Source organism: Anaerosphaera multitolerans (genome assembly GCF_004006535.1).
GTDB lineage: Bacteria > Bacillota > Clostridia > Tissierellales > Peptoniphilaceae > Anaerosphaera > Anaerosphaera multitolerans.
On sequence record NZ_RLIH01000005.1, the window covers coordinates 16,838 to 38,847 of the forward strand.

Below are 22,010 nucleotides of genomic sequence, written 5' to 3' on the forward strand. Positions count from 1 at the left end.
CCTGTAAAAATATAATTATAATCAATTAAATACTTTTATTTACATATTAACATTGTATTTATTTAGTACGATTCAATTTTATTTTTCGTGATATATTATATTTAACATAAATTTTCTTAACATCTCATTCAATTACCTTCTATTTTTACATATTAGGATTTTTTTCTTTTTTGAGAATAACATAAAAAATGGAAAATACTTAAATCAGCATATATAAGGCGGTCTTATTTATGGACAATAAATGTAGAAGTTTTCATTATTCACTAGATTTTTGCATAATAAACATTTATTTATTATATATAATAACAAGGAGATGATTTACATGAATAAAAAGAGTTTAGTAGTATTTATAGCCATACTCATTTTAACTACTCCTTTATTTACATATGCAAGTGATACTAAAAATAGTTTAAATGAGTCAAATGACTATATTAGAGTTACATCTAGTAAAGATTTAGCAATCCCTTTAAAAGACAGTCCATATTATTATGATGATGAGATTTTAGGTGTTTCTATTATTAAAAAAAATGGATCAAACTATATTAAAATATCCGACCTCCCCAAAATATCTAGTTTAAGTGTTGATTACAAACCTATGTGGATGAAATGTTCGCCAAGTGAACCAGGCCCATCTTGGCCCAAAAACATAAAAGCTTGTGCTGCTCCAGGAGCTATAATTACCAATAATTCCAATATCGTAATTCAAACTGATGAATATAGGAATACAAAATATGTAAATGTGGGATATATGTTGGAAAAATATACTGATACATCTTATGATTATTATTTTGTAAACGAAGGTGGCGATTTATATTCTGGAGAAGATTATTATCAATATTATTTCTATTACAAAAGCAATGACGAAATCACTAAGAAAAAACTTGATATTTATAGTAAAGACTATGCATTATATATGGAAATAAGTGATTTTAAAGAAATAATATATCCTTATTTGTTGGAAATATTTAGTCAAGAATAAAATAGCTATATCATTCAATAATACATCTAAATTGTGTTCAAATTATAAAAGCCCTGTTCATTTCATACTGACAGGGCTTAATTTTCATAATATAAACATATAATCCAAATTCAATCAATTTTTAAACGTTAAAAAGGAATTTTCTTCCTTTACTAAACTATGAATTTTAACTTTTAATAAACGTTTTTATAATCCTTGTTATTATGACTTAAACTAATAGTTGTATTTATAGTCTTTTGTATTTTTTTTGAATTTAATATATATTTAAGGATTATTTGAAAGCCTTCTTCACTACTAACAGAAAGATTATTAATTTTATGTCCAACAATATTATATATTTGCTCATTAATGGTTTCATTGTTTTAACTATGATTGAAATCTGAAAATATATTATATTTTAATAAATACTTATTAAGAAATGACTTATAGATATAAAAAATATATAAAGAAATTGTACACAAAATCTTTTAATACTTTTTAACGTTAGTACATTCTATACTTTTATACTTTTCCCTAAATGATATTTTTTGACATATTAAGCCTAAGGAATAATTTCCTAAGGCTCTTTTAATTCTTCTAAATTCTCATTAAACAATCATTCTTATATTTATTATTTAAAATTTAAACTAAATTCAACTCTATTATAAATTAACTAAATATTATTTCCGATAGGTTCGTAACTAATGTAAAAATTAGAACAGCTGCTAAGTTTGCCGTTGTACTATCATGATCAAATCGAGGTGAAACTTCCGCTATGTCAAAACTAATTAATTTTTTCGACTTTAAAATATGTTTTAAAAATAAAATTACCATTTCAGGATCAAGTCCAAGAGGTTGTGGAGCACTTACTCCGGGAGCAAATGATGTTGAGAATACATCAGTACATATTGTGGTATAAATATAATCTTGTGTTTCAATAAAACTATTTAGCTTTGGTGTTATACTTTCATAATCTCCATTGACAATGTCCTTAGCAAGTATATAATCTACTCCTAAACTTTCTGCTACTTCAAATAAATTTTTAGTATTTGAATGTTTTTGTATTCCTAAACAAAAATAAGAATACTTCAAGTTATTTTCTTTCGTATAGTCAGCAATTTGTCTGAACATAGTACCTGATGTTCCATGCTCTTTATAAGGTCTTAAATCAAAATGAGCATCAAAGTTAATAATTCCTAAATTATTCTTTGATTTATTTTTTAGAAACTGTGATATACCCTTGTAATGACCAAAAGCAATCTCATGCCCTCCTCCAAGTAATATAGGTGTTAAATTCAGAGATAACATCTTTTCTACAGCAATTGCAAGAGCATTTTGAGATTCTTCCAAATCATCTAAAGTAGTAATATTTCCACAGTCAAATAATTTTATTTCTTTGCTAAACTGACAAGGTAAATTTGAAAGTTCTTTTCTAATTGCTTTCGGTCCATTTGCAGCTCCAACACGACCTTTGTTTAACTCAATTCCTAAATCACTTTGAAATCCTAGAATTCCAAAAGCAAGTTTTCCATCAAAAGGATTTAAACTTTCATCATTTAAATCAAGAAATTCTATCCATTGATGCCAACGAAAGCTATCAAAATCATACTCATCGTCAACTCTTCCAGTCCAATTATCTTTGCTTGTTAGAGAATAGTTTTTTATTTTCATATTAATCTCCTTTAACTTATATTATTAGAACTTTACAGATTCAAGTTCTATTTATAACATTTATATCTCAAGCATAGGCACAATATCCATAAAAAATAATATTATTAAATTGCAATATTACAATTATATAAGATACTATTTAAATTTTATGTTGAATTTCAAAGTGTTTTTCAGCCTATTAAAACCAAAAGTAATTTTATTCATTATACCTTAAAGTAACATTCTTCGCATTATATTATTATATTTAAAACTATATTTATTTATAGTGTTTTTAACCTTAATCTTAAACTTTTTACTTTCCTAAATATATGCTCTATATTTAATTAATATATAAAATATGAAACTTAATTATATCTTTTAAGATAGCTTTTTTATTTGAAGGGTATATAAAATGTATAGTATTTATAAGGGAGGAATTTTATGAAAGACTATATTATTGATGAAATTGAAGGTCTATACAGAATTATTAAGTTAAAAGAATTTAGAAAAACTGAAGGCGTAACTTTTGATGTAATGGTAAAAGATATGGTTCCAAAAGTTGATGCCGTAGATAGAGTACTTCATAAGGGAGGAGCTGTATCACCAGGTGCTGTAGGAGATATAGAAAGACCTTGGTATATGCATACAAGTCAAGAAGATAACTTAGTTGTGCTTCAAGGAACGAGATATGTTGAAATTTATACACCTTCTCACGGAAAAGTTGAAAAATTTACTGTTGAACCTAATAGAATTATTCATAATGGTAAAGTTGTTTTTGAAGGTGGAGCAGTTCTTGTGTGGCCGGTTGGTGTATTTCATAGAATAGTTAGTGGAGATAATGGTTCTGCTTCTATAAATTTAGCTACTCATCTTGAAGGATTTGATATTAATACTAATTTCAATATCTATGATTTAGATACTGAAACTGGCGAATACAAAGTTATAAGAGAAGGATTTAAAGATCAAAAATAGAGGCCTAGCCTCTATTTTTACCATTTTCCTCTTGCTCCACCACCGCCGGATCTTCCTCCTCCACCTGAAAATCCGCCGCCTGAATGTCTACCACCGGAAAAACCTCCACCTGAGCCTCTTCCCGAGTATCCACCGCCTCTAAAAGAGCCTCCCCAGAAACCTCCAAAAAATGGCGGATAAGTATTATTTTTATTATTCTTCTTGTTTTTGCTTCCACCGTTAGGTCTATTAAAAAAATTAAAAGCTGCTATTATTAATAGTATGATTACCATAATTTTAATGATTTCATACAAACTTATATAACTATTATCCTCTTCCTGCCGTTCATTTTGAGGTTCTTTTAAATTTTCAATAGTAACTCCATACTCATCTACATAATAGGAAAGAATTTCATTATAACCTTCCATTATTCCATTTCTGTAAGCCTCTTTATTTTCGCCGGTGGTATCTCCTTCCGGGAAATACAAAACTATATTTCTAATTACTCTATTGCCTATAATATCAGGTATAAATCCCTCAGTACCATAGCCGGTTTCAATTTTTATTTCACCTTCATTTAATGAAAGTATTAGTAGCAATCCGTTATCTTCTTTAGCATCTCCTATTTGCCATTTTTCAAACTGAGCAACAGCAAATTCACTAATATCAATCCCCTTTAAGGACTTTAAAATCATTACTACAACTTGGCCACCTGTCTTGTTTTGTAAATCTCTATTAGTATTGTTAATATAATCTTTATCAGATTCTGTTAAAAAGTTCATTTCATCATAGACATTATAATCGGAATCTTTTTGATCTATTAAATAATCATCTATATTAAAAGCAAAACCATTAAATGATATTAATAATAAAAAAGATAAGGTCAGAGCAAAAATTCTTTTAATTTTCATATAGTTCCTCTATTAATTTAAAAACTAACATTAGGGACTTGCTGGTCTTGTTCTGATATTTCAAAGTAACTTTTCTTTTCAAATCCGAATAATCCTGCTAGAAGGTTCATAGGAAAAGATCTAACTGCTTCATTATATTGCTTAACAGTATCATTAAATCTTTGTCTTTCTGTGGAAATTCTATTCTCGCTACTTTCAAGTTGCACTTGTAAATCTTGGAAGTTTTGATTTGCCTTTAATTCAGGATAACTTTCCACTACAAAGTTCAATCTATTTACTGCGGTATTTAATTCTTCATTAGCTTGAGATAGTTCATCAATATTTTTTGCTGAATCAATCCCCGCTCTAGCTTCAGTAACCTGTAAAAAAGTTTCTTCCTCATGAGTGGCATAACCTTTAACTGTCTCAACTAAATTTGGAATTAAATCTGCTCTTCTCTTCACTACTACTTGAACTTGAGAATAGGCTAAATCTACCTCATTATCCAGTTTAACAAGCTTATTATACTTCGGTACAATTAAAGCTCCTAAAATCACTATTATTGCTAAAATTACTGCCATTATTTTTTTCATAAATTAATTCTCCTGTTTTATTTTAATTATCTTCATATTTTCTACTGCTTCATTTACTAAAGTTTCAATATCCAAAACTTCCTCGGACTTTTCAATATCTTCTACTTGAGGCCTTAGAGAAGGATGCTTGGGTAAAAATACAGTGCAACAATCTTCAAAGGGAAGAATTGAAGTTTCATAAGTTCCAATCCGTTTTGACCAGTTTATTATATCAACTTTATCCATACCTATTAAAGGTCTAAAAATTAACCTGTCTGTCACTTTGTTAGTTACATTTAAACCATCTATAGTTTGCGAAGCAACCTGCCCCAAACTTTCACCAGTTATCAATGAAATATAATCCTTATCTTCTGCAATTTTATCCGCAATTCGAACCATAAACTTTCTTGATATAATAGTCATTTCTTCTTCAGGGCAATTTTTATTTATTTCCTTTTGAATTGGAAGAATGTTAACGGAATAAACTGTCATATTTCCAATATAGGCCGAAATAATTTTAGCCAGATTTAAAACTTTTTCTTCCGACCTTTCCGATGTAAAAGGATAGGAATGAAAATGTACTGCATCTACTTCCACTCCTCTTTTAGCCATTAAAAATCCTGCAACTGGAGAATCTATTCCTCCGGAAAGCAGTAATAATCCTCTTCCATTAGTTCCCACAGGCATTCCGCCATAGGCCTTTATCTTTTTTGTATAGATATAACAATCTGTTTTTACGTCACAATAAACATATAAATCCGGATTATGAACATCTACTTTTAAAGGAAAGTTTTTTAAAACATAACCACCTATCTTATTGTTTATTTCCATGGATTTTAAGGGGAAATTTTTATCTGACCTCTTTGTTTCAGCTTTAAAAGTTTTAATGGAATTATTTTTAGACAGTTCCTCTTTAACAGCTTCTTTAACACCTTCCAATATATTATCCAAATCTTTTTCTACTTTTATACACGGACTAATATATACTATTCCAAATACATGACTAACTCTTTCTATAATAGAATCAAATTTTTCATAATCAGCTACAATGTATATTTTACCCATTTCTTTATAAATTCTACTATATCCAATATTTGCAATAGATCGTTTTATCTGCCCAATTATTTTATCTACAAAATGTTTTCTATTCTTTCCCTTTAAAACAACTTCTCCTAAACTTACGCTTATTACTCTTTCCACTTAATCACCTTTTCATTATCTTCCTAATTTCTTCTACATAAATGGATAACTTTGAAATAAATATGTCAATATCTTCTTTACTTATATCTTTTGAAGTGCATATTCTTATAGTACCTTCCATTAATGAGTTTTCAATACCCATTTGATCTAAAACATGACTTTTTTTAGTTCCATGAGAAGAGCACGCAGAAGCAGTGGAAATATATATTTCATCCTGTTCCAAATAATGCAATAATACTTCTGCTCTTATATTTCTTATTGAAAGAGAAAGTATATATGGAGAAGAATTTTTCGGGCTGTTAATTTCAAAGTCTTCAAGTTCTTCATTAATCTTTTTCTTTAAATAATCTTTAATTTCCACTGCATGATTATATTCATTTATAAATTCTTTTTCTACATACTCTGCGGCTTTTCCTAAACCTAAAATTCCGGGAACATTTTCAGTTCCGGATCTTAATCCCTTTTCCTGTCCCCCACCTATTACTAATGGATTAATTCTTGTGTTACTTTTTATATACAAAGCACCAATACCCTTAGGTCCATAAATTTTATGTCCGCTTAATGAATAGGAATCACAATTTATTTTTTTTACATCTATAGTTATTTTTCCAAAAGCTTGAACTCCATCTATATGAATTAAAATATTTTTATTTATTGACTTAGCTTTTTTTATTATCTTTTCAACATCATTAATTGTACCAATTTCATTATTAACATGGGCTAAAGTCAATAGGATTGTTTTATCATCAATTTCTCTGTATAAATTATCTAAATTTAAATTAGCATATCTATCCACCCCTACTTCAACTACATTAAAATCTTGGTAGGATCTTATCTTATCAAGTATTGAGGAGTGCTCTATACTCGTTGTAATTATTTTATTGCCAAGTTTTTTATTTTTATTAACAAAACCGTTAATGGCAATATTATTTCCCTCTGTTCCGCCTGAAGTAAAGTATATTTCCGAATCGTCAGCATTTATTATATTAGCTACATTGCTTCTTGCCATATTAATTTCTTTTTCTACACTAAAACCTAGACTGTGAAGCGATGAAGGATTTGCAAAGTTTTCAGTTAAAGCTTTAACCATAACTTCCACAACTTCTTTTCGCGGCTGAGTAGTCGCACAATTATCTAAATAAATCATATTATCACCTTCTCATTGTCAATATTAATATTATAGATTACAATTAAAATAAATTAAAGGTGGTTAGTAAAAAATGAGAGAATATATATTTGATTTTAATATAAAAGATAAATTTATTTTAAATAACTTTAAAAATCACATTGCTTTAGATATAGAAACTACAGGCTTATCAAGAAAAAAAGATTCTATATTTTTAATTTGCACCTGCGAAATTAAAGAGTCTACGGAATTAAAATTATTATTTGCCGATGATTTGAAAGAAGAAATAGAAATCTTACAATCAATTAAACTCAACAACAAAAATATTATAACCTATAACGGTCAATCTTTTGACGTCCCCTTTATTAAGGAAAGAAAACAAATTTATAAAATTCCCAACGACAATATATTAAACTTTGATTTATATAGATACCTTACAAATTATAAATTCCTTCTCAATTTAAAAAACTACAAACAGAAAACTGTTGAAGAATTTTTAAATATAAATAGAGATGAATTTACAAGTGGTGGTAATATTGTAGAACTTTATAAAAATTATCTAGTAGATAAAGATGAAATAATATTAAATGAAATAATAACTCATAATAAAGATGATGTTTCCGGATTGGTTCAAAGCTTAAAAATCTTAGAAATTTTAGATAATAAACTTTCATTAAATGTAAAAGATGAAAGTTTTAAAATTGAAAATATTATCTTTGATAAAAATTTTTTAATAATTAAAGGCAATACATCTGTCAATACTTCACTATACTATAATTTATTTAATTACAGTTTTATAGTTGAGGATAAAAACTTTATTATTGAAATTGAAACAGAAAAAAATTTATATAAAGAAAACGTATATTGTAACTACGTTCAAAAATCTAACTTTCAAAATTTAGAAAATATATCTGGTATTCCATCTCCCAAGGACATTTTAATTTTATCCACAGATAAAATCATTTATGATAATATTCAAAACTTAGTTCGTTCAATTTTAGAAAAACACCTTTAGTTTTTCTTCGTTGGTTTTCTTTCCTAAGAAGCTACCCACTACAAACAATATAATTGAAATAATTATTGAAGGAACTATGGCATCTAATCCATAAAATGATATATTGTATTGTTTCATTAATATATATATTATAGGACTTAAAGTACTTGACAAGATAACTCCAGTCGAGTTTGCCCTCTTCCAATATAATCCAAATATTATAGATGATAAAAAAGCACATTCCATGCCTCCCATTGCAAATAAATTTATCCATACTATTAAATCTGGAGGCGTAATTGTAAGTAGAAACACTATTAGACCTATTGAAAAAGTTGTCAATACACTAAATTTACTTAAAAATTTTTCGGTAATATTCTCTTTTGAAGTTTTTGAAAAATTTAAGTATAGATCATTTACTATAGCAGCGGAAGTCATTATTAGTAGTGAAGAAACTGTAGACATTACTGCAGCTATTGGAGCCGCAATAAATAAACCTCCAACAATTGGGTTGAGATATTTTAATACAATTGTTGGAACAACATAATCAGTGGTTTGAAATTCATTCGGTTCTAAAACTGCCGGAGCAAAAACTCCACTTATATGCATAATTAACATAATTGCACCTAATACTACAGTTCCATATATCATAGCATTATGTAAAGATTTAGTATCTTTAAAGCCCATTGCTCTAACTGCAGTTTGAGGAAGTCCAATTGTAGCAATACCCACTAAAATCCAAAAGCTCATAATGAATGCTTTAGGAGCTTCTCCCCCTGCATCAGGAGTATTCCAGCCAGGATTAACCTCATTTAATTTTACAACTATATTTTCTATTCCCCCACCCTTTGAAATTATAGTAGTTAAAAATATAATTGAACCTATTACCATTACAATTCCCTGTATAGTATCTGTTACTACTACTGCCTTAAATCCACCTATACTTGTGTAAAGAATTACAACAAATCCGAATATAATTAATCCTACAATATAAGGTAATCCTGTAACCGATTGAAAAAGTACTGCTCCACCTACAAATTGTGCCATCATTTGAGCTATTGAAAATATAATTATCCATAGAGATAAAATTATTATTGCCAATGGAGAATCATATCTATGTTTTATAAAATCTGTAATAGTTACCGAATTTGTCCTTCTTGCAATTATTGCAAACTTTTTCCCTAGCACTGCTAAGATAATAAAGGCCGTAGGAACCTGTATCATAGATAAAAATACCCAACTTAAACCTTTAGAATAAGCTATTCCAGGTCCTCCTATAAAACTTGATGCACTTATAAATGTTGCAACAAGAGTCATTGCTAAGACTAATCCTCCCATAGAGCGTTCACCTATAAAATAACTATTAATAAAGTTAGTATTATTTAAGGATTTTTTACTGATTTTTAATCCTATTACTAAATTTAAAGCAATGTATAATATTAATACACTTAAAATAATAAAATTGTAACCCATTTTATAACTCCTCATCTTCTAAATTAAAGTTCTTAAAAAACAATCTGGTGACAACAATTATTGCTATAACAAATAATACATAACCTACAATTGAGCTTAAAAAAAACCAAAGAGGCAGTCCTAATATGTAGGTATAATTTTCGGGATTCCCTTTAGATAGACCATATCCGGTAAAATACCACCATAAAAAATATAGCAAATATAATAATAGCGATACTTTGGTTTCTTTTATAATTTGTTTGTTTTTTTCCTCATTACTCCTTATTTCTTTCATAAGACACCTCTTTATCTTTTTATTTTCAGTCCTATTTCATAAGTTAGTTTTTAGTAGTATAACAAATAATTTTAAATATGTATAGAAATTTCTACATTTGTTACTTGACGAGTATTATATAATTGTTATGAAAGATATTTTCTAGTATTAAAGGGCATATATTATATAGCTACAAGAAAGGATGATAATATGCAAGAAAAGAATATTTTAAGAAAAATAAAAGGCAGTCATGCAATCGACGGAGCTGGCGTTCATCTAGTACGTGTACTAGGACCAAATACAATGTATGATTTTGATCCTTTTCTAATGTTAGATTCTTTTGATTCAAAAAATCCGGAAGATTATATCAAAGGTTTTCCTTGGCACCCTCACCGTGGAATTGAAACTATTACCTATTTAGCTGAAGGTGAAATTGACCATGGTGATAGTCTTGGAAATAGTGGAAAAATTTTAGCAGGTCAAAGTCAATGGATGACAGCCGGAAGTGGAATTTTACACCAAGAAATGCCCCAACCTGCAGAAAGAATGTTAGGATTACAATTTTGGTTAAATTTACCTAAAGAAGAGAAAATGACCACTCCTAAATATTTTGATATAACTAAAGATATGGTTGGAGTTAAAGAAGAAAATGGTGTTGTTTTCAGAGTAATAGCTGGTGAATATGAGGGAATTAAAGGAGTTGATTCACCACATATTAAAACAAATCTTTATGATGTTTCTTTAAGTGAAAACTCAGAAGTTAAAATCAAGACCAAGCCGGGAGAAACCTCTTTTATATTTTTACTAGATGGAGATGGCTATATAGCTGGAGAAAAAGTTGATGCAAAAACTGCAGTGTTACTAGGTGAAGGTGATTATATCACTGTAAAAGCTACTGAAGAGAATCCTTTACGATTTATTTTTGCCATGGCTAAGCCTTTAGGAGAACCTATTGCTTGGGGCGGTCCAATAGTAATGAATACCAGAGATGAATTAACACAAGCTTTCACAGAACTTGACAATGACACTTTTATAAAGGAAAATGCAAAATAAAACTATAAAAAGCTTGGAATTTTCCAGGCTTTTTATAGTTTTAAATTTATTATAGTGCAATCATAATTTAATAATTGTTTTCTTTGGAAACATAAGTTCAGAATATATGTTTTCCAAAATAATATTATGTGAAAAACACACTTTAAAAATCTGCCCCTTAGTTAACTAAGTAAATTAAATTTAAAAAACAAAAAAGCTTGTAACCTTTATAGCTACAAGCTTTATATGGCAGGGGTAGCAGGACTCGAACCCACGGCACCTGGTTTTGGAGACCAGTGTTCTACCAACTGAACTATACCCCTATGCAACAATATTTAGTTTAACAAATTTCTATCAAAATAGCAAGTTGTTTTTTATCTTACGGAAATATAGTCCTTTAAAGCATCAAATTTTTTCTCACCAATACCAGATACATTCATAATATCTTCTATTTCTTCAAATTTATAATTTTCTCTATATTTCAATATTTTTTCCGCTGTTTTAGGACCAATTCCCGGTAAAGTGCATAGTTCTCCCTCATCTGCGGTATTTAAATTAATCTTATCACTTTCCCCCTCTTCTTTTGAGTAATTAATATCTTCAACTTCCCCGATTAATGGTATGTAAATTTTTTCTTCATCAGTAACCTTTTTAGCTAAATTTATTTTATCTGCATCAGCATCATCGCATAATCCGCCGGCCTTATCTATAGCATCAACAACTCTTGAATTAGAATCTAGAATTATTAAACCAGGATTTTTAACTCTACCTGATATATGTACATATATTTTCTCTTCTATTTTTTCTTTACTCGCTTCACCCTCTTCATCATACTTCACTATATTTAAATCTACTTCGTTAGAAACTGAATTATCAATTTTATTTTCACTAATAAAGTTTTCTTTAAGAACAGTAGAAATAAATACTATAAAAACTATTCCAATTAATATAATTATCTGCTTTTCTTTAGAGTTTAGATTTTTCATAGTAACCTCCTAAGAAAATTTGTTTTATTACGGTCATATTATAATAAAATTTTCAATCTTTCAAGATATGTTATAATTATTTTGAGGTGATAAAATGTCTTTTTTTGAAAATTTGAAAAAATATGGCGAACTAATTATGGATGTCGGTCTACAAATAAAAGAAGATGATTTACTTGTAGTAAGAGGCGAAGTGGAAAATCATGAATTTATAAATCTAATTGCAGAAATTGCCTATAAGAAAGGCGCTAAGGATGTAAAAATTAATTATAGAAATCAAAAATTTTCTAAAATTCGTTACACATACGCAAATATTGAAACACTAAGTGATATTCCGAAACATTTTATTGATGAGCAAAATTATTATATGGGAAAAAGGGCTAAAATACTTTCAATTGTCGGCGATGATCCCAATATATTCTCAGACATAGACTCTAATAAAATAAATTCCTCTATTATAGCTTCTTCAAAAGCATTAAAAGAATTTAATTCAAAATTGATGAATAATGAGATTTCTTGGTGTGTAGTCGGTGCTGCAACTTCTGCATGGGCTAAAGTTGTTTTCCCAACTTTAGATGAAAATGAAGCTATTGATAAACTTTGGAATATGATTTTTCAAAGTGTTAGATTGTTTGAAAAAGATCCTTTGCAAGCTTGGAAAGAACATATTGATAATTTAACTAAGTGGTCTAAATTTCTAAATGAAAAGCAATTTGACAGTATAACTATATTATCTGATAACGGTACTAATTTGGAAATAAAAATGCCTAATAACTATATTTTTTCAGGGGCTAGCGAATTAAACAAATATGGAGAAGTCTTTGTTGCAAATATGCCAACTGAGGAAGTATTTTCAATGCCACATAAAGATGGAGCTAATGGTATAGTTTATAATACCAAACCATTAAATTATAATGGAAACTTAATTGATGATTTTTATTTGAAATTTGAAAATGGAGTTGTTGTCGATTTTGATGCTAAAGTCGGTTATAGTACTTTAAAAAATTTATTGGAATCTGATGAAGGATCTAAAAGATTGGGCGAAATTGCCTTTGTTTCTTATGATTCTCCTATTTCAAATACAAATACTTTATTTTACAATACCCTTTATGATGAAAATGCCTCCTGCCACCTTGCTCTTGGAAAGGCCTATCCAACTTGTATTGAAGGTGGAGAATATATGAATGACGAAGAATTGGCAGCGCATGGCGTTAACGATTCTTTAATTCACGTTGATTTTATGATTGGAGATAAAACAACTAATATTTTTGGTGTTGAAAAAAATGGTAAAAAAACTCAAATATTTAAAGAGGGTAATTTTTCTATTTAACATATTAAAAACTCCTATTTAGGAGTTTTTAATACTATATTGGTAAAAGATATTCTATCGTTAATTCTTATATATAAGCTTTGACCTAATCCCGAATCTATATATAAAAGAGATGAAAATACTTTATAAAAACCCTTACTATACTTAGGGAATAAAGTAGGGCCATGGTCTAAAATTTGGCCCAATATCGGTAGTCTAACTTGACCGCCATGGGTATGTCCGCTTAATACTAAATCAAATTTTTCGTAGTTATTCACAAAATCATGGGGATTATGAGTTAAAAGCAAATTAAATTCATTTTCTTTTAAGTTCCTTTTAATATAATTTTCCTTGCCGAATCCATTTCCATATATATTGATTTTTTGCGACTTCATAGTAAAAGATATATTAGATTTTGAAATATTTTCTATATTTTTTTCTTCTAATAATTTATAAATAGATTTATTTAAATTGTCTACTTCATGATTTCCTTCCACAAATAAAACCCTATAGTCTTCTATTATTTCCAAAAGACTATATACATTTGATAAATTTGTAGTATATCTGTTTATAATGTCTCCTGTAAGAACTATTAAGTCCGGTTTAAATTTATCTATTGAATCTTTTAAATTTTTATAATTAATCAATTTATTGTCATGGAAGTCAGATATTTGAGTAATCTTAATTTCACTGGTTATTTTTTCAGATTCAAAATTTAAACTATAAACTTTAAATACTGATAACTGAAAAATTAAATAAAATATAAAAATTAATAAAAATATCATTTATTAATTTTTCCTTCTTTTTTATAAAAATAAATATAAGCTGCCAAGCCTATTGCCAGAATAATTAAACTTACAAGTTGTGATACTCTTATTGGACCTAAATATAGAGAATCCGTCCTCAATCCCTCTATTAAGAATCTTCCCAAGCCATATAAAATAAAATAGGTCATAAATAGTTGTCCATTAAATTTTTTATGTTTTGATAAATAAAAATACAACAGTAAAAATATTCCTATATCTAAAATTGACTCATATAAGAATGTCGGATGTACCTTTTGACCATTTACAGTAATAGCCCAAGGTAAATCTGTAGGTCTTCCATAGGCCTCTACATTAATAAAATTTCCCCATCTACCTATTCCCTGAGCTAAACTAACTCCCGGAATTACACAATCTGCCAAGGTGAAAAAATCAATCTTTTTAACTTTGCTAAAAATATATCCTACTATAATTCCCGCTATAATACCGCCGTATATAGCTAAACCGCCATTTCTAGTATTAAAAATTTGAGCAGGATATTTGGAATAATAATCCCAGTTAAAAATCACATAATATAGTCTTGCTCCTATGACTCCAAATATTACTGCGAAAAATGCAAAGTCAATCATTACATCATTATATAAACCTTCTCTTTTAGCTAATTTCCCTGCAAAATAGATGGCCAAAAATGCTCCTATGGCTATTAAAATACCGTACCAATGTACATCAATATTAAATATCGTAAATGCAATGGGATTAATGTTCATTTTTAAACTCCATCATTATATCAACACCGGCACTTACGCCCAGCCTTAAAGCCCCTGCATCTATCATTTTCTCTGCCGTATTTAAATCTCTGATTCCACCTGAAGCTTTAATAAACAACCTATCTCCAACTACACTTTTTATAAGCTCTATATCTTCAACGGTTGCTCCACCACTATTAAACCCCGTAGAAGTTTTAACGAAATCAGCCCCTGCTCTTTCTATGATTTTACAAGCATCTATTATTTCATCTTTTTCTAAAAGACAAGTTTCAATAATAACTTTTACACATTTACCCTTAGCTGAATTAACAACTTCTTTAATGTCTTTTTCAACTAAATCAAACTCTTTGTTTTTCAAGAGCCCTACGTTTATGACCATATCAATTTCATCGGCACCATTTTCTATAGCTTGTCTAGTTTCAAAAGCTTTTAAGCCTGTAGTATTAGCTCCTAAAGGAAAACCAATTACAGTACATACTATTACATCACTGGATTTTAAGAGTTCCTTTGCATAACTTACCCAATAGGGATTTATACATACAGATTTAAAATTAAACTTTATAGCTTCATCACATAGTTTTTTAATTTGTTTTCTACTAGATTCTGGCTTTAAAAGGGTATGGTCAATATATTTATTCAATTCCATTTTGTATCTTTCCTCCGGATAATCTATAAAAACTACTTTTATTTAAATCTAACTCCATACCATCAAACATTTCTTTCAACATTAAATTATTTTCATCTATTGGACAATCATCAGTATTAGATACTTCAATAATAGTGTGCTTTTTACAACTTAAAGATTTAAAAAAATGATCAAAAACCAATTCAGAACCTAAAAATTGATCTTTCTGTTCAAAAGCACCACCATCAATTAGTGCAACTCCATATTTTTCCTTAGGAGGATCTAAGGATAATCTAAATTTTCTTGTCCAGTAAACTTGCATTCTATCTATAAAAGCCTTTGATAATGCAGATACGCTATTATAATAGATAGGCGTGGCAAAAACGATTATATCAGCCTCTTCTAGAAGGGGATATATGTCAGTTAGATCATCTCTTAAAATACATTTTGAAGTCCTTTCGCAACCATAACAAGACAAACAATATTTATAATCTAAATCTTTTAAGTTGAAAATATTTATTTCCTCTTCTTTTAAGTTATATTTATTTAAAAACATCTCTAGTAAATTATGGGTATTTAAATTTTTTCTAGAACTGCCCATTATGGCTACGACTTTCATAATTATTCATCCTCTCCAGATTCTTCCCAATTAGTATATACCTCTTGGACATCATCATTATCTTCCAATACATCAATCATTTTTTCCATCTTTATAATATCTTCTTCAGATTCTAATTTTGTATAATTTTGAGGAATATAACTAATGTCTGATTTTATAAATTCATAACCCAATTCCTCAAGACCATTTCTTAAAACATGGTAATTTTCTTGATTTGTCAATATTTCTAAGAAATCATCAGTTTCAATTACATCTTCTGCGCCTAAATCAAGTGCACTCATCATCAATTCTTCATCGTCAATCCCTTCAACTTTTTCAATAACTATTTGACCTTTTCTATCAAACATAAATGATACCGATCCAGATTGACCAAGATTTCCACCGTATTTATCAAAAGCATGTCTTATTTCTGAAGCTGTTCTGTTTCTATTATCTGTCAGGCAATGAACCATTACAGCTATTCCATTTGGGCCATAACCTTCGTAGATAATCTCTTCAAAATTATCCTCCGCTCCTTCTCCACTACCCTTTTTAATAGCTCTTTCAATATTATCATTTGGCATATTTTCTGCTTTTGCTTTATCAATTGCAACTTTTAAAGCAGGATTATATTCAGGGTCCGGTCCACCTTCTTTTGCAGCTACCATAATGTAGCGTCCCAGTTTAGTAAATATTCTACCCCTTTTAGCATCTTCTTTGCCTTTTTTATTTTTAATGTTATTCCACTTGGAATGTCCTGCCATATTTTTACACACCTTTCAATTCTTTTCTAGTTAAGCTTTAAACATTATTTTATCATAGTTAAATTAAATTTTCACCATTGCGATTCCAGCATTATTCTAACAAATTATAGTTTACAATAAAAAAACTTCCTTATATTTAGGAAGTTTAATTTATTAGTCAACTGCAACGACTTCTTTTCCATCATAGTAACCACAGCTTGGGCATACTCTATGCGGCATTTTAGTTTCATGACAATTTGAACACTCAACTAAAGTCACTTTATTTAATCTATAAGAAGATGCTCTTCTCTTATTTCTTCTTTGTTTTGAAGTTTTTCTCTTTGGTACTGCCATTGCTACACCTCCTCATCATTAAATAAATCCATTAGTTTCCCAAATCTCGGATCTATTTCAATTTCTTCATCACATTTACAAGAACCCTCATTTAAGTCCTTTCCACATTTCGGACAAATACCCTTACATTCCTCTTTACATAAACTTTTAAAGGGAATAGAAGTAATTATTTGTGAAATTATTAAATCATCTAGAAATATTTGATTATCTATTAAATCAAAATATTCTTTACTGGCTTCATCTTCAAAAACATTCTCAATATCTTTGAGAAAAAAAGCTTTTAAATTTGTTTCAACATCTTCAATCATTGGTTTAAGACATCTATCACACTGTGTATTATACTTGTATTTAACAGACAAATCAAGCATAATTTCATCGCCTAAATTAAAAATAATACCATCATAATCCACAGGAAAAATTAAATCTAAATCACTGATGTCATAGTTACTTTTTTGTTCTTTTAATTGACCATTAAACTCCATTTTATAATCAGAGCTTTGTAAAAAATCTCTTATATCAAGTTTCATTTTATCCACCTCAAAACCAATGCAAATAATTATATAATATTTCAGATAGATTGTCAATTTAAATGTCCATTACTACTTACTATCTAAGCAAAAGTAATGGACATAATAATTAAACTAAACTAAGAGTATCTCTTGCTATCATCATTTCCTCGTCAGTTGGTACAACGAAAACCTTTATTGAAGAATCATCAGAAGATATTAACTGTTCCTTACCTCTAACATTATTTTTTGCCTTATCTATTTTTAATCCGAATACAGACATTTTATTAATAATATGCTCTCTAGTTTCAGGCGAATTTTCTCCTAAACCTGCCGTAAATACAATGGCATCTATCTTATTAATATCTTCAAACTCAGTAATATATGAGCTAATGAACTTTCTAACTTTATCTTCAAATACATCAAGAGCTAATTGTGCCCTTTCATTTCCGGCTTCCGCAGCTTCTTCTATATCTCTAAAATCAGAACTTACTCCGCTTATCCCAAGTACCCCTGATTCTTTATTTAATATATTGGAAATTTCTTCTGTATTTAAGTTTTCCTTATCCATAATAAAAGTTACAATTGCAGGATCTATATCTCCACTACGTGTTCCCATTGGTAATCCCTCTAAAGGAGTTAGTCCCATAGAAGTATTTACTGATTTTCCCTTTTTAATAGCGGAAATACTTGATCCGTTACCTAAGTGACAAGTTATTAAGTTTACCTCTTCAACATTTTTATTTAACAACTCAGCCATTCTATGAGTTAGATATTTATGAGACGTTCCATGGAAACCATATCTTCTAATCTTATCTTCTTCATAATATTTATATGGTATTGCATATACATAATTTACTGGAGGCATACTTTGATGAAAAGCTGTGTCAAATACTGCAACTTGTTTAATACTTGGAAGTAATTTTTGACAAGCTTCTATTCCCATAATATTTGGTGGGTTATGAAGAGGTGCTAATTCAATATTTCTTTCTATAGCTTCCATAATATTTGGTGGGTTATGAAGAGGTGCTAATTCAATATTTCTTTCTATAGCTTCCATCACCTTTTCATCAATTACAACACTTTCAGAAAAATCTTCTCCTCCATGGACTACTCTATGGCCCACTGCTCCAATTTCATCAAGTGAGCTTACTGCTCCAAATTCAGAATTAGTTAATGCATCAATTACAGATTTTATAGCATTACTATGATCAGCTAATGGTTTTTCAATAACCTGTTTTTCTTTTCCAATAGTTTCATGCTTTATGCGTGAGCCTTCAATTCCAATTCTCTCTACAAGTCCTTTAGCAATTACATTTTCATTATCCATATCTATAAGCTGATATTTTAATGAAGATGAACCGCAATTAATAACTAAAATTTTCATACGTTCCCCCTAAAATTTTTTACATTATAATTATAACATATTTCCTTACTTTTCCCTGACACTTTACAATGAAAATTACATAAGTATCATTCAAAATATTTATATGGTAAGGTAGTGTGATATTATTATATAATAAAATATAAATTAATAAAATACAGTAAGGAGTTCTTATGAAGATAGCTGCAATAATTGCCGAATATAATCCTTTTCACAATGGACATAAATATCAAATAGATAAAATTAAAGAACAAGGTTACTCTATAATAGTTCTTATGAGCTCATCTTTCACTCAAAGAGGAGAACCAGCAATTGTAAATAAGTTTCTCAGAAGTGAAATGGCTTTAAGAAATGGTGCAGATTTAGTTTTGGAACTTCCCAGTATATATTGCACTTCAAATGCGGAAATTTTCGCTAAGGGATCCGTTTTTATTTTAGATTCTTTAAATGTAGTTGATAATCTATTTTTTGGAAGTGAAAATAATTTAATTGAATTAAGTGAAATAACGGATTTAATAATAGAAAATAAAGATTACATTGATAAGAAAATAAAATTTGAATTAAATACCGGTAAATCTTTTCTAAAGGCCAGAGAGGCTTCTTATGATTTTTTAAATTATAATCAAATTGAAATGTTAAAAAAACCTAATAACATATTGGCATTGGAATATTTAAAAGCCTTAGGAGAATTTAATTCTCAAATTCAACCAAAGTCTATAAAAAGAAAATCCGTTAGACACAATTCTAAAATTACCAAAGCCGAATTTTCTTCAGCATCAAATATAAGAAATTTAATTTTAAGTGGTGATTTAACTTCTGTTGAAAAATTTATGCCACAGAGCGCTTTTAATATTCTTAAAAACTCTACTTATAATAATTTCAACAATTATTTTGATATTTTAAAATACATAATATTAAAAAACGACTTGAAATATTCTAATTATTTTGATTATGAAAATGGATTGGAAAATAGATTTTTAAATAATTTAAATTCCAAAGATATTTATTCTTTTATTAATTCCATAACTAGTAAAAGATATACTAAATCAAGAATTTCAAGATTACTTGTGCAAATTCTACTTGACCTAGATAAATTTTTTATTTTAAAAAGTTTTGCTAAACCCTATATTAGAATTTTAGGTTCAAATGAAATAGGATTTAATATTATTAAAGAAATAAAAAAAGAAAACTATATAATTGAAAAGTTCTCCAATATTAATAAACTTCCCGCAGAAAGTATTATTAAACAGATTGCCTTAAAAGAAAAGTTTTCCACAAATATTTATAATATTATTACAAATAATAATATTAATGAAGATTATTTTAAAAATTATATAATCCTAAAAAAAGAACTTGGAGATTAACCTCTAAGTTCTTGTCTATTTTCATTTAACATTTTAATTATTTCAGAAAGTTTTACTTGAGTATTCTCTAGGAGTTGATCGGCATAATCTCTTGCTCCTTCTCTAATTTGCAAAGACTCGTCATTGGCCTTTCTAAGTATTTCATTGGCTCTTTCATTTGCTTGTTTAACTAATTGATTCTCCGAAATTATTTCTTCAGCATGAGCTTTTGCTCCGTTAATAATTCGTTCCGCTTCAGACTGAGCACTTTGCATTATAGTACCTCTATCGGCACATATTTTTTTCGCCTCTCTTAATTCTTCAGGAAAATCTTCTTTCATTTCAGTGACTATTTCAAGAAATTCGTCTCTATCTATCATGGCTTTTCCCGTTAATGGAATTTGACCTGATGCTTCTATTAAATCTTCAAGTTCTTCAACTAATTCCAACAAACTCATATTATTTACCTCCTTTTATTTTATCCATCATTGCTTTACCCACTATGTCTGGTACAAAAATGGATAAATCACCGTTGAATTGTGCTACTTCTTTTGCAAGGGTCGAGCTAACAAATGAATTTTCATCTGAAGCCAGTAAAAAAATAGTTTCAACACCATCTTTATAGTGCATATTTGCTCTAGCAAGAGTGTATTCACTTTCATAATCCATAGATGTTCGAATACCTCTTACAACAGTTCGGCAATTTTTTTTCTTGGCATAATCAACTAATAAGCCTTCAAAAGAATCTATTTCTATATTTTCCTCTTTATCTAAAACCCTACTTAAAAGATCCAATCGTTCTTCAACAGAAAACATTACTTTTTTGTTTCTGTTATTTAGCACAGCTACAATAACTTCACCAAATATATCTCTTGATCTAAGTATTATGTCAATATGACCATTTGTTACCGGATCAAAACTCCCAGCATAAATAACTTTCATTTAATTTTCCAAACTCCTATTGAAGTATTACCATATTTTTTGTACTTAACCATTTCCAAAGAATCATTAAAATCTAAATCAAAGTTACTGTTTTGTTCAATTATCAAAAAGCCTTCTCTCTTTAATGACTCATTTTTTAAAATGCTTTTAACAACTTCCATATATAAAGTTTTATTTTCATAAGGAGGATCGACATAAATGTAATCAAACTTAATATTATTATATTTTTTTAAAAAAACTAAGGCATCTATTTTTAAAACAGTAGATTTTTGACTTAAATTTGTTTTTTCAAGATTTCTCCTAATAATATCAATTGCTTTTACGTTATTGTCAATAAAGTAACAATGAGCAGCTCCTCTGGATAAAAATTCTATACCTATTGAACCGCTTCCGGAAAATAAGTCTAAAACATATGTATCAAAAAAGTTTTGACCAAGTATATTAAATACATTTTCTTTTATTCTATCTTCCGTTGGTCTTGTAGAATTCCCTTTAAGGGTTTCTAATTTTATACCCCTATTAATACCAGATATTACCCTCATTTTTCCTCCAAATTTACTTTATTCTAACATATATTGCGCTCAATAACAATAAAG

General features: G+C 28.5%; 25 protein-coding genes and 1 tRNA gene. 6 read left to right on the forward strand and 20 right to left on the reverse strand.

The window, feature by feature from the left end; genetic code table 11:
- Positions 1-322 precede the first annotated feature (322 nt).
- Complete coding sequence (locus tag EF514_RS04585) at positions 323-979, forward strand: hypothetical protein (RefSeq protein ID WP_127724257.1); 657 nt, start codon at positions 323-325, stop codon at positions 977-979.
- 648 nt (positions 980-1,627) lie between these two features.
- Here the strand turns inward: EF514_RS04585 and hutG are convergent.
- Complete coding sequence (hutG, locus tag EF514_RS04590; protein ID WP_127724258.1) at positions 1,628-2,629, reverse strand: formimidoylglutamase; 1,002 nt, start codon at positions 2,627-2,629, stop codon at positions 1,628-1,630.
- Positions 2,630-3,049: 420 nt separating this feature from the next.
- Here hutG and EF514_RS04595 point away from each other — a divergent pair, with 420 nt between their 5' ends.
- Complete coding sequence (locus EF514_RS04595) at positions 3,050-3,580, forward strand: hypothetical protein (protein ID WP_127724259.1); 531 nt, start codon at positions 3,050-3,052, stop codon at positions 3,578-3,580.
- A 17-nt stretch (positions 3,581-3,597) separates the two neighbouring features.
- Here the strand turns inward: EF514_RS04595 and EF514_RS04600 are convergent, their stop codons facing one another.
- Genes EF514_RS04600 through EF514_RS04615 form a run of 4 tightly spaced genes read right to left on the reverse strand, consistent with a single transcriptional unit; the run spans position 3,598 to position 7,368 of the window.
- Entirely contained in the window at positions 3,598-4,470 is an 873-nt protein-coding gene (locus EF514_RS04600) for a TPM domain-containing protein (RefSeq protein WP_127724260.1), read from the reverse strand.
- Positions 4,471-4,487: 17 nt separating this feature from the next.
- A complete protein-coding gene (locus EF514_RS04605; RefSeq protein WP_127724261.1) occupies positions 4,488-5,042 on the reverse strand; it encodes a LemA family protein in 555 nt (184 codons plus the stop codon).
- Positions 5,043-5,045: 3 nt separating this feature from the next.
- Positions 5,046-6,221, reverse strand: coding sequence for a tRNA uracil 4-sulfurtransferase ThiI (thiI, locus tag EF514_RS04610; RefSeq protein ID WP_127724262.1), 1,176 nt, complete (start codon positions 6,219-6,221; stop codon positions 5,046-5,048).
- Positions 6,222-6,225: 4 nt separating this feature from the next.
- Positions 6,226-7,368: a cysteine desulfurase family protein gene (locus EF514_RS04615; protein ID WP_127724263.1), complete on the reverse strand. Its 1,143-nt coding sequence runs from the start codon at positions 7,366-7,368 to the stop codon at positions 6,226-6,228.
- A gap of 73 nt (positions 7,369-7,441) precedes the next feature.
- On the opposite strand from EF514_RS04615, the gene EF514_RS04620 reads away from it, so the two are divergent.
- Positions 7,442-8,362: a ribonuclease H-like domain-containing protein gene (locus EF514_RS04620; RefSeq protein ID WP_127724264.1), complete on the forward strand. Its 921-nt coding sequence runs from the start codon at positions 7,442-7,444 to the stop codon at positions 8,360-8,362.
- On the opposite strand, the gene panF is transcribed toward EF514_RS04620, so the two are convergent.
- Both panF and EF514_RS04630 read right to left on the reverse strand, forming a co-directional pair.
- Entirely contained in the window at positions 8,345-9,811 is a 1,467-nt protein-coding gene (gene panF, locus EF514_RS04625) for a sodium/pantothenate symporter (RefSeq protein ID WP_205666371.1), read from the reverse strand. The genes EF514_RS04620 and panF overlap by 18 nt on opposite strands.
- A gap of 1 nt (position 9,812) precedes the next feature.
- Positions 9,813-10,085 (reverse strand): YhdT family protein, encoded by a 273-nt coding sequence (locus EF514_RS04630; RefSeq protein WP_127724265.1) that lies wholly within the window; start codon positions 10,083-10,085, stop codon positions 9,813-9,815.
- Positions 10,086-10,274: 189 nt separating this feature from the next.
- Here EF514_RS04630 and EF514_RS04635 point away from each other — a divergent pair, with 189 nt between their 5' ends.
- Entirely contained in the window at positions 10,275-11,117 is an 843-nt protein-coding gene (locus EF514_RS04635; RefSeq protein WP_127724266.1) for a pirin family protein, read from the forward strand.
- Between the two features lie 226 nt (positions 11,118-11,343).
- Here the strand turns inward: EF514_RS04635 and EF514_RS04640 are convergent.
- Positions 11,344-11,419, reverse strand: a tRNA-Trp gene (locus tag EF514_RS04640).
- 51 nt (positions 11,420-11,470) lie between these two features.
- The gene (locus tag EF514_RS04645) at positions 11,471-12,082 is read right to left on the reverse strand and encodes a helix-hairpin-helix domain-containing protein (protein WP_127724267.1); all 612 of its coding nucleotides are present in this window, start codon (positions 12,080-12,082) and stop codon (positions 11,471-11,473) included.
- Positions 12,083-12,176: 94 nt separating this feature from the next.
- Between EF514_RS04645 and EF514_RS04650 the strand changes: the two genes are divergently transcribed.
- Positions 12,177-13,409 (forward strand): aminopeptidase, encoded by a 1,233-nt coding sequence (locus tag EF514_RS04650; protein WP_127724268.1) that lies wholly within the window; start codon positions 12,177-12,179, stop codon positions 13,407-13,409.
- Positions 13,410-13,423: 14 nt separating this feature from the next.
- Here EF514_RS04650 and EF514_RS04655 read toward each other — a convergent pair whose 3' ends face one another.
- From EF514_RS04655 to EF514_RS04690, 8 genes are all read right to left on the reverse strand, one after another.
- The gene (locus EF514_RS04655; RefSeq protein ID WP_127724269.1) at positions 13,424-14,173 is read right to left on the reverse strand and encodes a metallophosphoesterase; all 750 of its coding nucleotides are present in this window, start codon (positions 14,171-14,173) and stop codon (positions 13,424-13,426) included.
- Entirely contained in the window at positions 14,170-14,919 is a 750-nt protein-coding gene (lgt, locus tag EF514_RS04660; RefSeq protein ID WP_127724270.1) for a prolipoprotein diacylglyceryl transferase, read from the reverse strand. The genes EF514_RS04655 and lgt overlap by 4 nt, the downstream gene beginning before the upstream one ends.
- Entirely contained in the window at positions 14,909-15,565 is a 657-nt protein-coding gene (deoC, locus tag EF514_RS04665; RefSeq protein ID WP_127724271.1) for a deoxyribose-phosphate aldolase, read from the reverse strand. Before deoC ends, lgt begins: the two co-directional genes overlap by 11 nt.
- Positions 15,552-16,163, reverse strand: coding sequence for a flavodoxin family protein (locus EF514_RS04670; RefSeq protein WP_127724272.1), 612 nt, complete (start codon positions 16,161-16,163; stop codon positions 15,552-15,554). The genes deoC and EF514_RS04670 overlap by 14 nt, the downstream gene beginning before the upstream one ends.
- Positions 16,164-16,165: 2 nt before the next feature.
- Positions 16,166-16,906, reverse strand: a complete 741-nt coding sequence (locus EF514_RS04675; RefSeq protein WP_127724273.1) for a YebC/PmpR family DNA-binding transcriptional regulator — start codon at positions 16,904-16,906, stop codon at positions 16,166-16,168.
- Positions 16,907-17,059: 153 nt separating this feature from the next.
- Positions 17,060-17,239, reverse strand: coding sequence for a 50S ribosomal protein L32 (gene rpmF / locus EF514_RS04680; RefSeq protein ID WP_127724274.1), 180 nt, complete (start codon positions 17,237-17,239; stop codon positions 17,060-17,062).
- Positions 17,240-17,241: 2 nt separating this feature from the next.
- Positions 17,242-17,766, reverse strand: a complete 525-nt coding sequence (locus EF514_RS04685; protein WP_127724275.1) for a YceD family protein — start codon at positions 17,764-17,766, stop codon at positions 17,242-17,244.
- Positions 17,767-17,875: 109 nt separating this feature from the next.
- A complete protein-coding gene (locus EF514_RS04690) occupies positions 17,876-19,132 on the reverse strand; it encodes an acetate kinase (RefSeq protein WP_127724276.1) in 1,257 nt (418 codons plus the stop codon).
- A 170-nt stretch (positions 19,133-19,302) separates the two neighbouring features.
- Between EF514_RS04690 and EF514_RS04695 the strand changes: the two genes are divergently transcribed.
- The gene (locus EF514_RS04695; protein WP_127724277.1) at positions 19,303-20,493 is read left to right on the forward strand and encodes a nucleotidyltransferase; all 1,191 of its coding nucleotides are present in this window, start codon (positions 19,303-19,305) and stop codon (positions 20,491-20,493) included.
- Here EF514_RS04695 and EF514_RS04700 read toward each other — a convergent pair.
- From EF514_RS04700 to rsmD, 3 genes are read right to left on the reverse strand one after another with little or no spacing between them, the layout of a single operon-like run.
- On the reverse strand, positions 20,490-20,930 hold the full coding sequence (locus EF514_RS04700; protein ID WP_127724278.1) for an ATPase: 441 nt from the start codon (positions 20,928-20,930) through the stop codon (positions 20,490-20,492). The two genes, EF514_RS04695 and EF514_RS04700, sit on opposite strands and share 4 nt — an antisense overlap.
- Before the next feature lies 1 nt (position 20,931).
- Positions 20,932-21,414 carry a pantetheine-phosphate adenylyltransferase gene (gene coaD / locus EF514_RS04705; protein WP_127724279.1) on the reverse strand — a complete coding sequence of 161 codons (483 nt, stop codon included), beginning with the start codon at positions 21,412-21,414 and terminating at the stop codon, positions 20,932-20,934.
- Positions 21,411-21,956, reverse strand: coding sequence for a 16S rRNA (guanine(966)-N(2))-methyltransferase RsmD (gene rsmD, locus EF514_RS04710; protein WP_127724280.1), 546 nt, complete (start codon positions 21,954-21,956; stop codon positions 21,411-21,413). Before rsmD ends, coaD begins: the two co-directional genes overlap by 4 nt.
- Between the last annotated feature and the right edge of the window lie 54 nt (positions 21,957-22,010).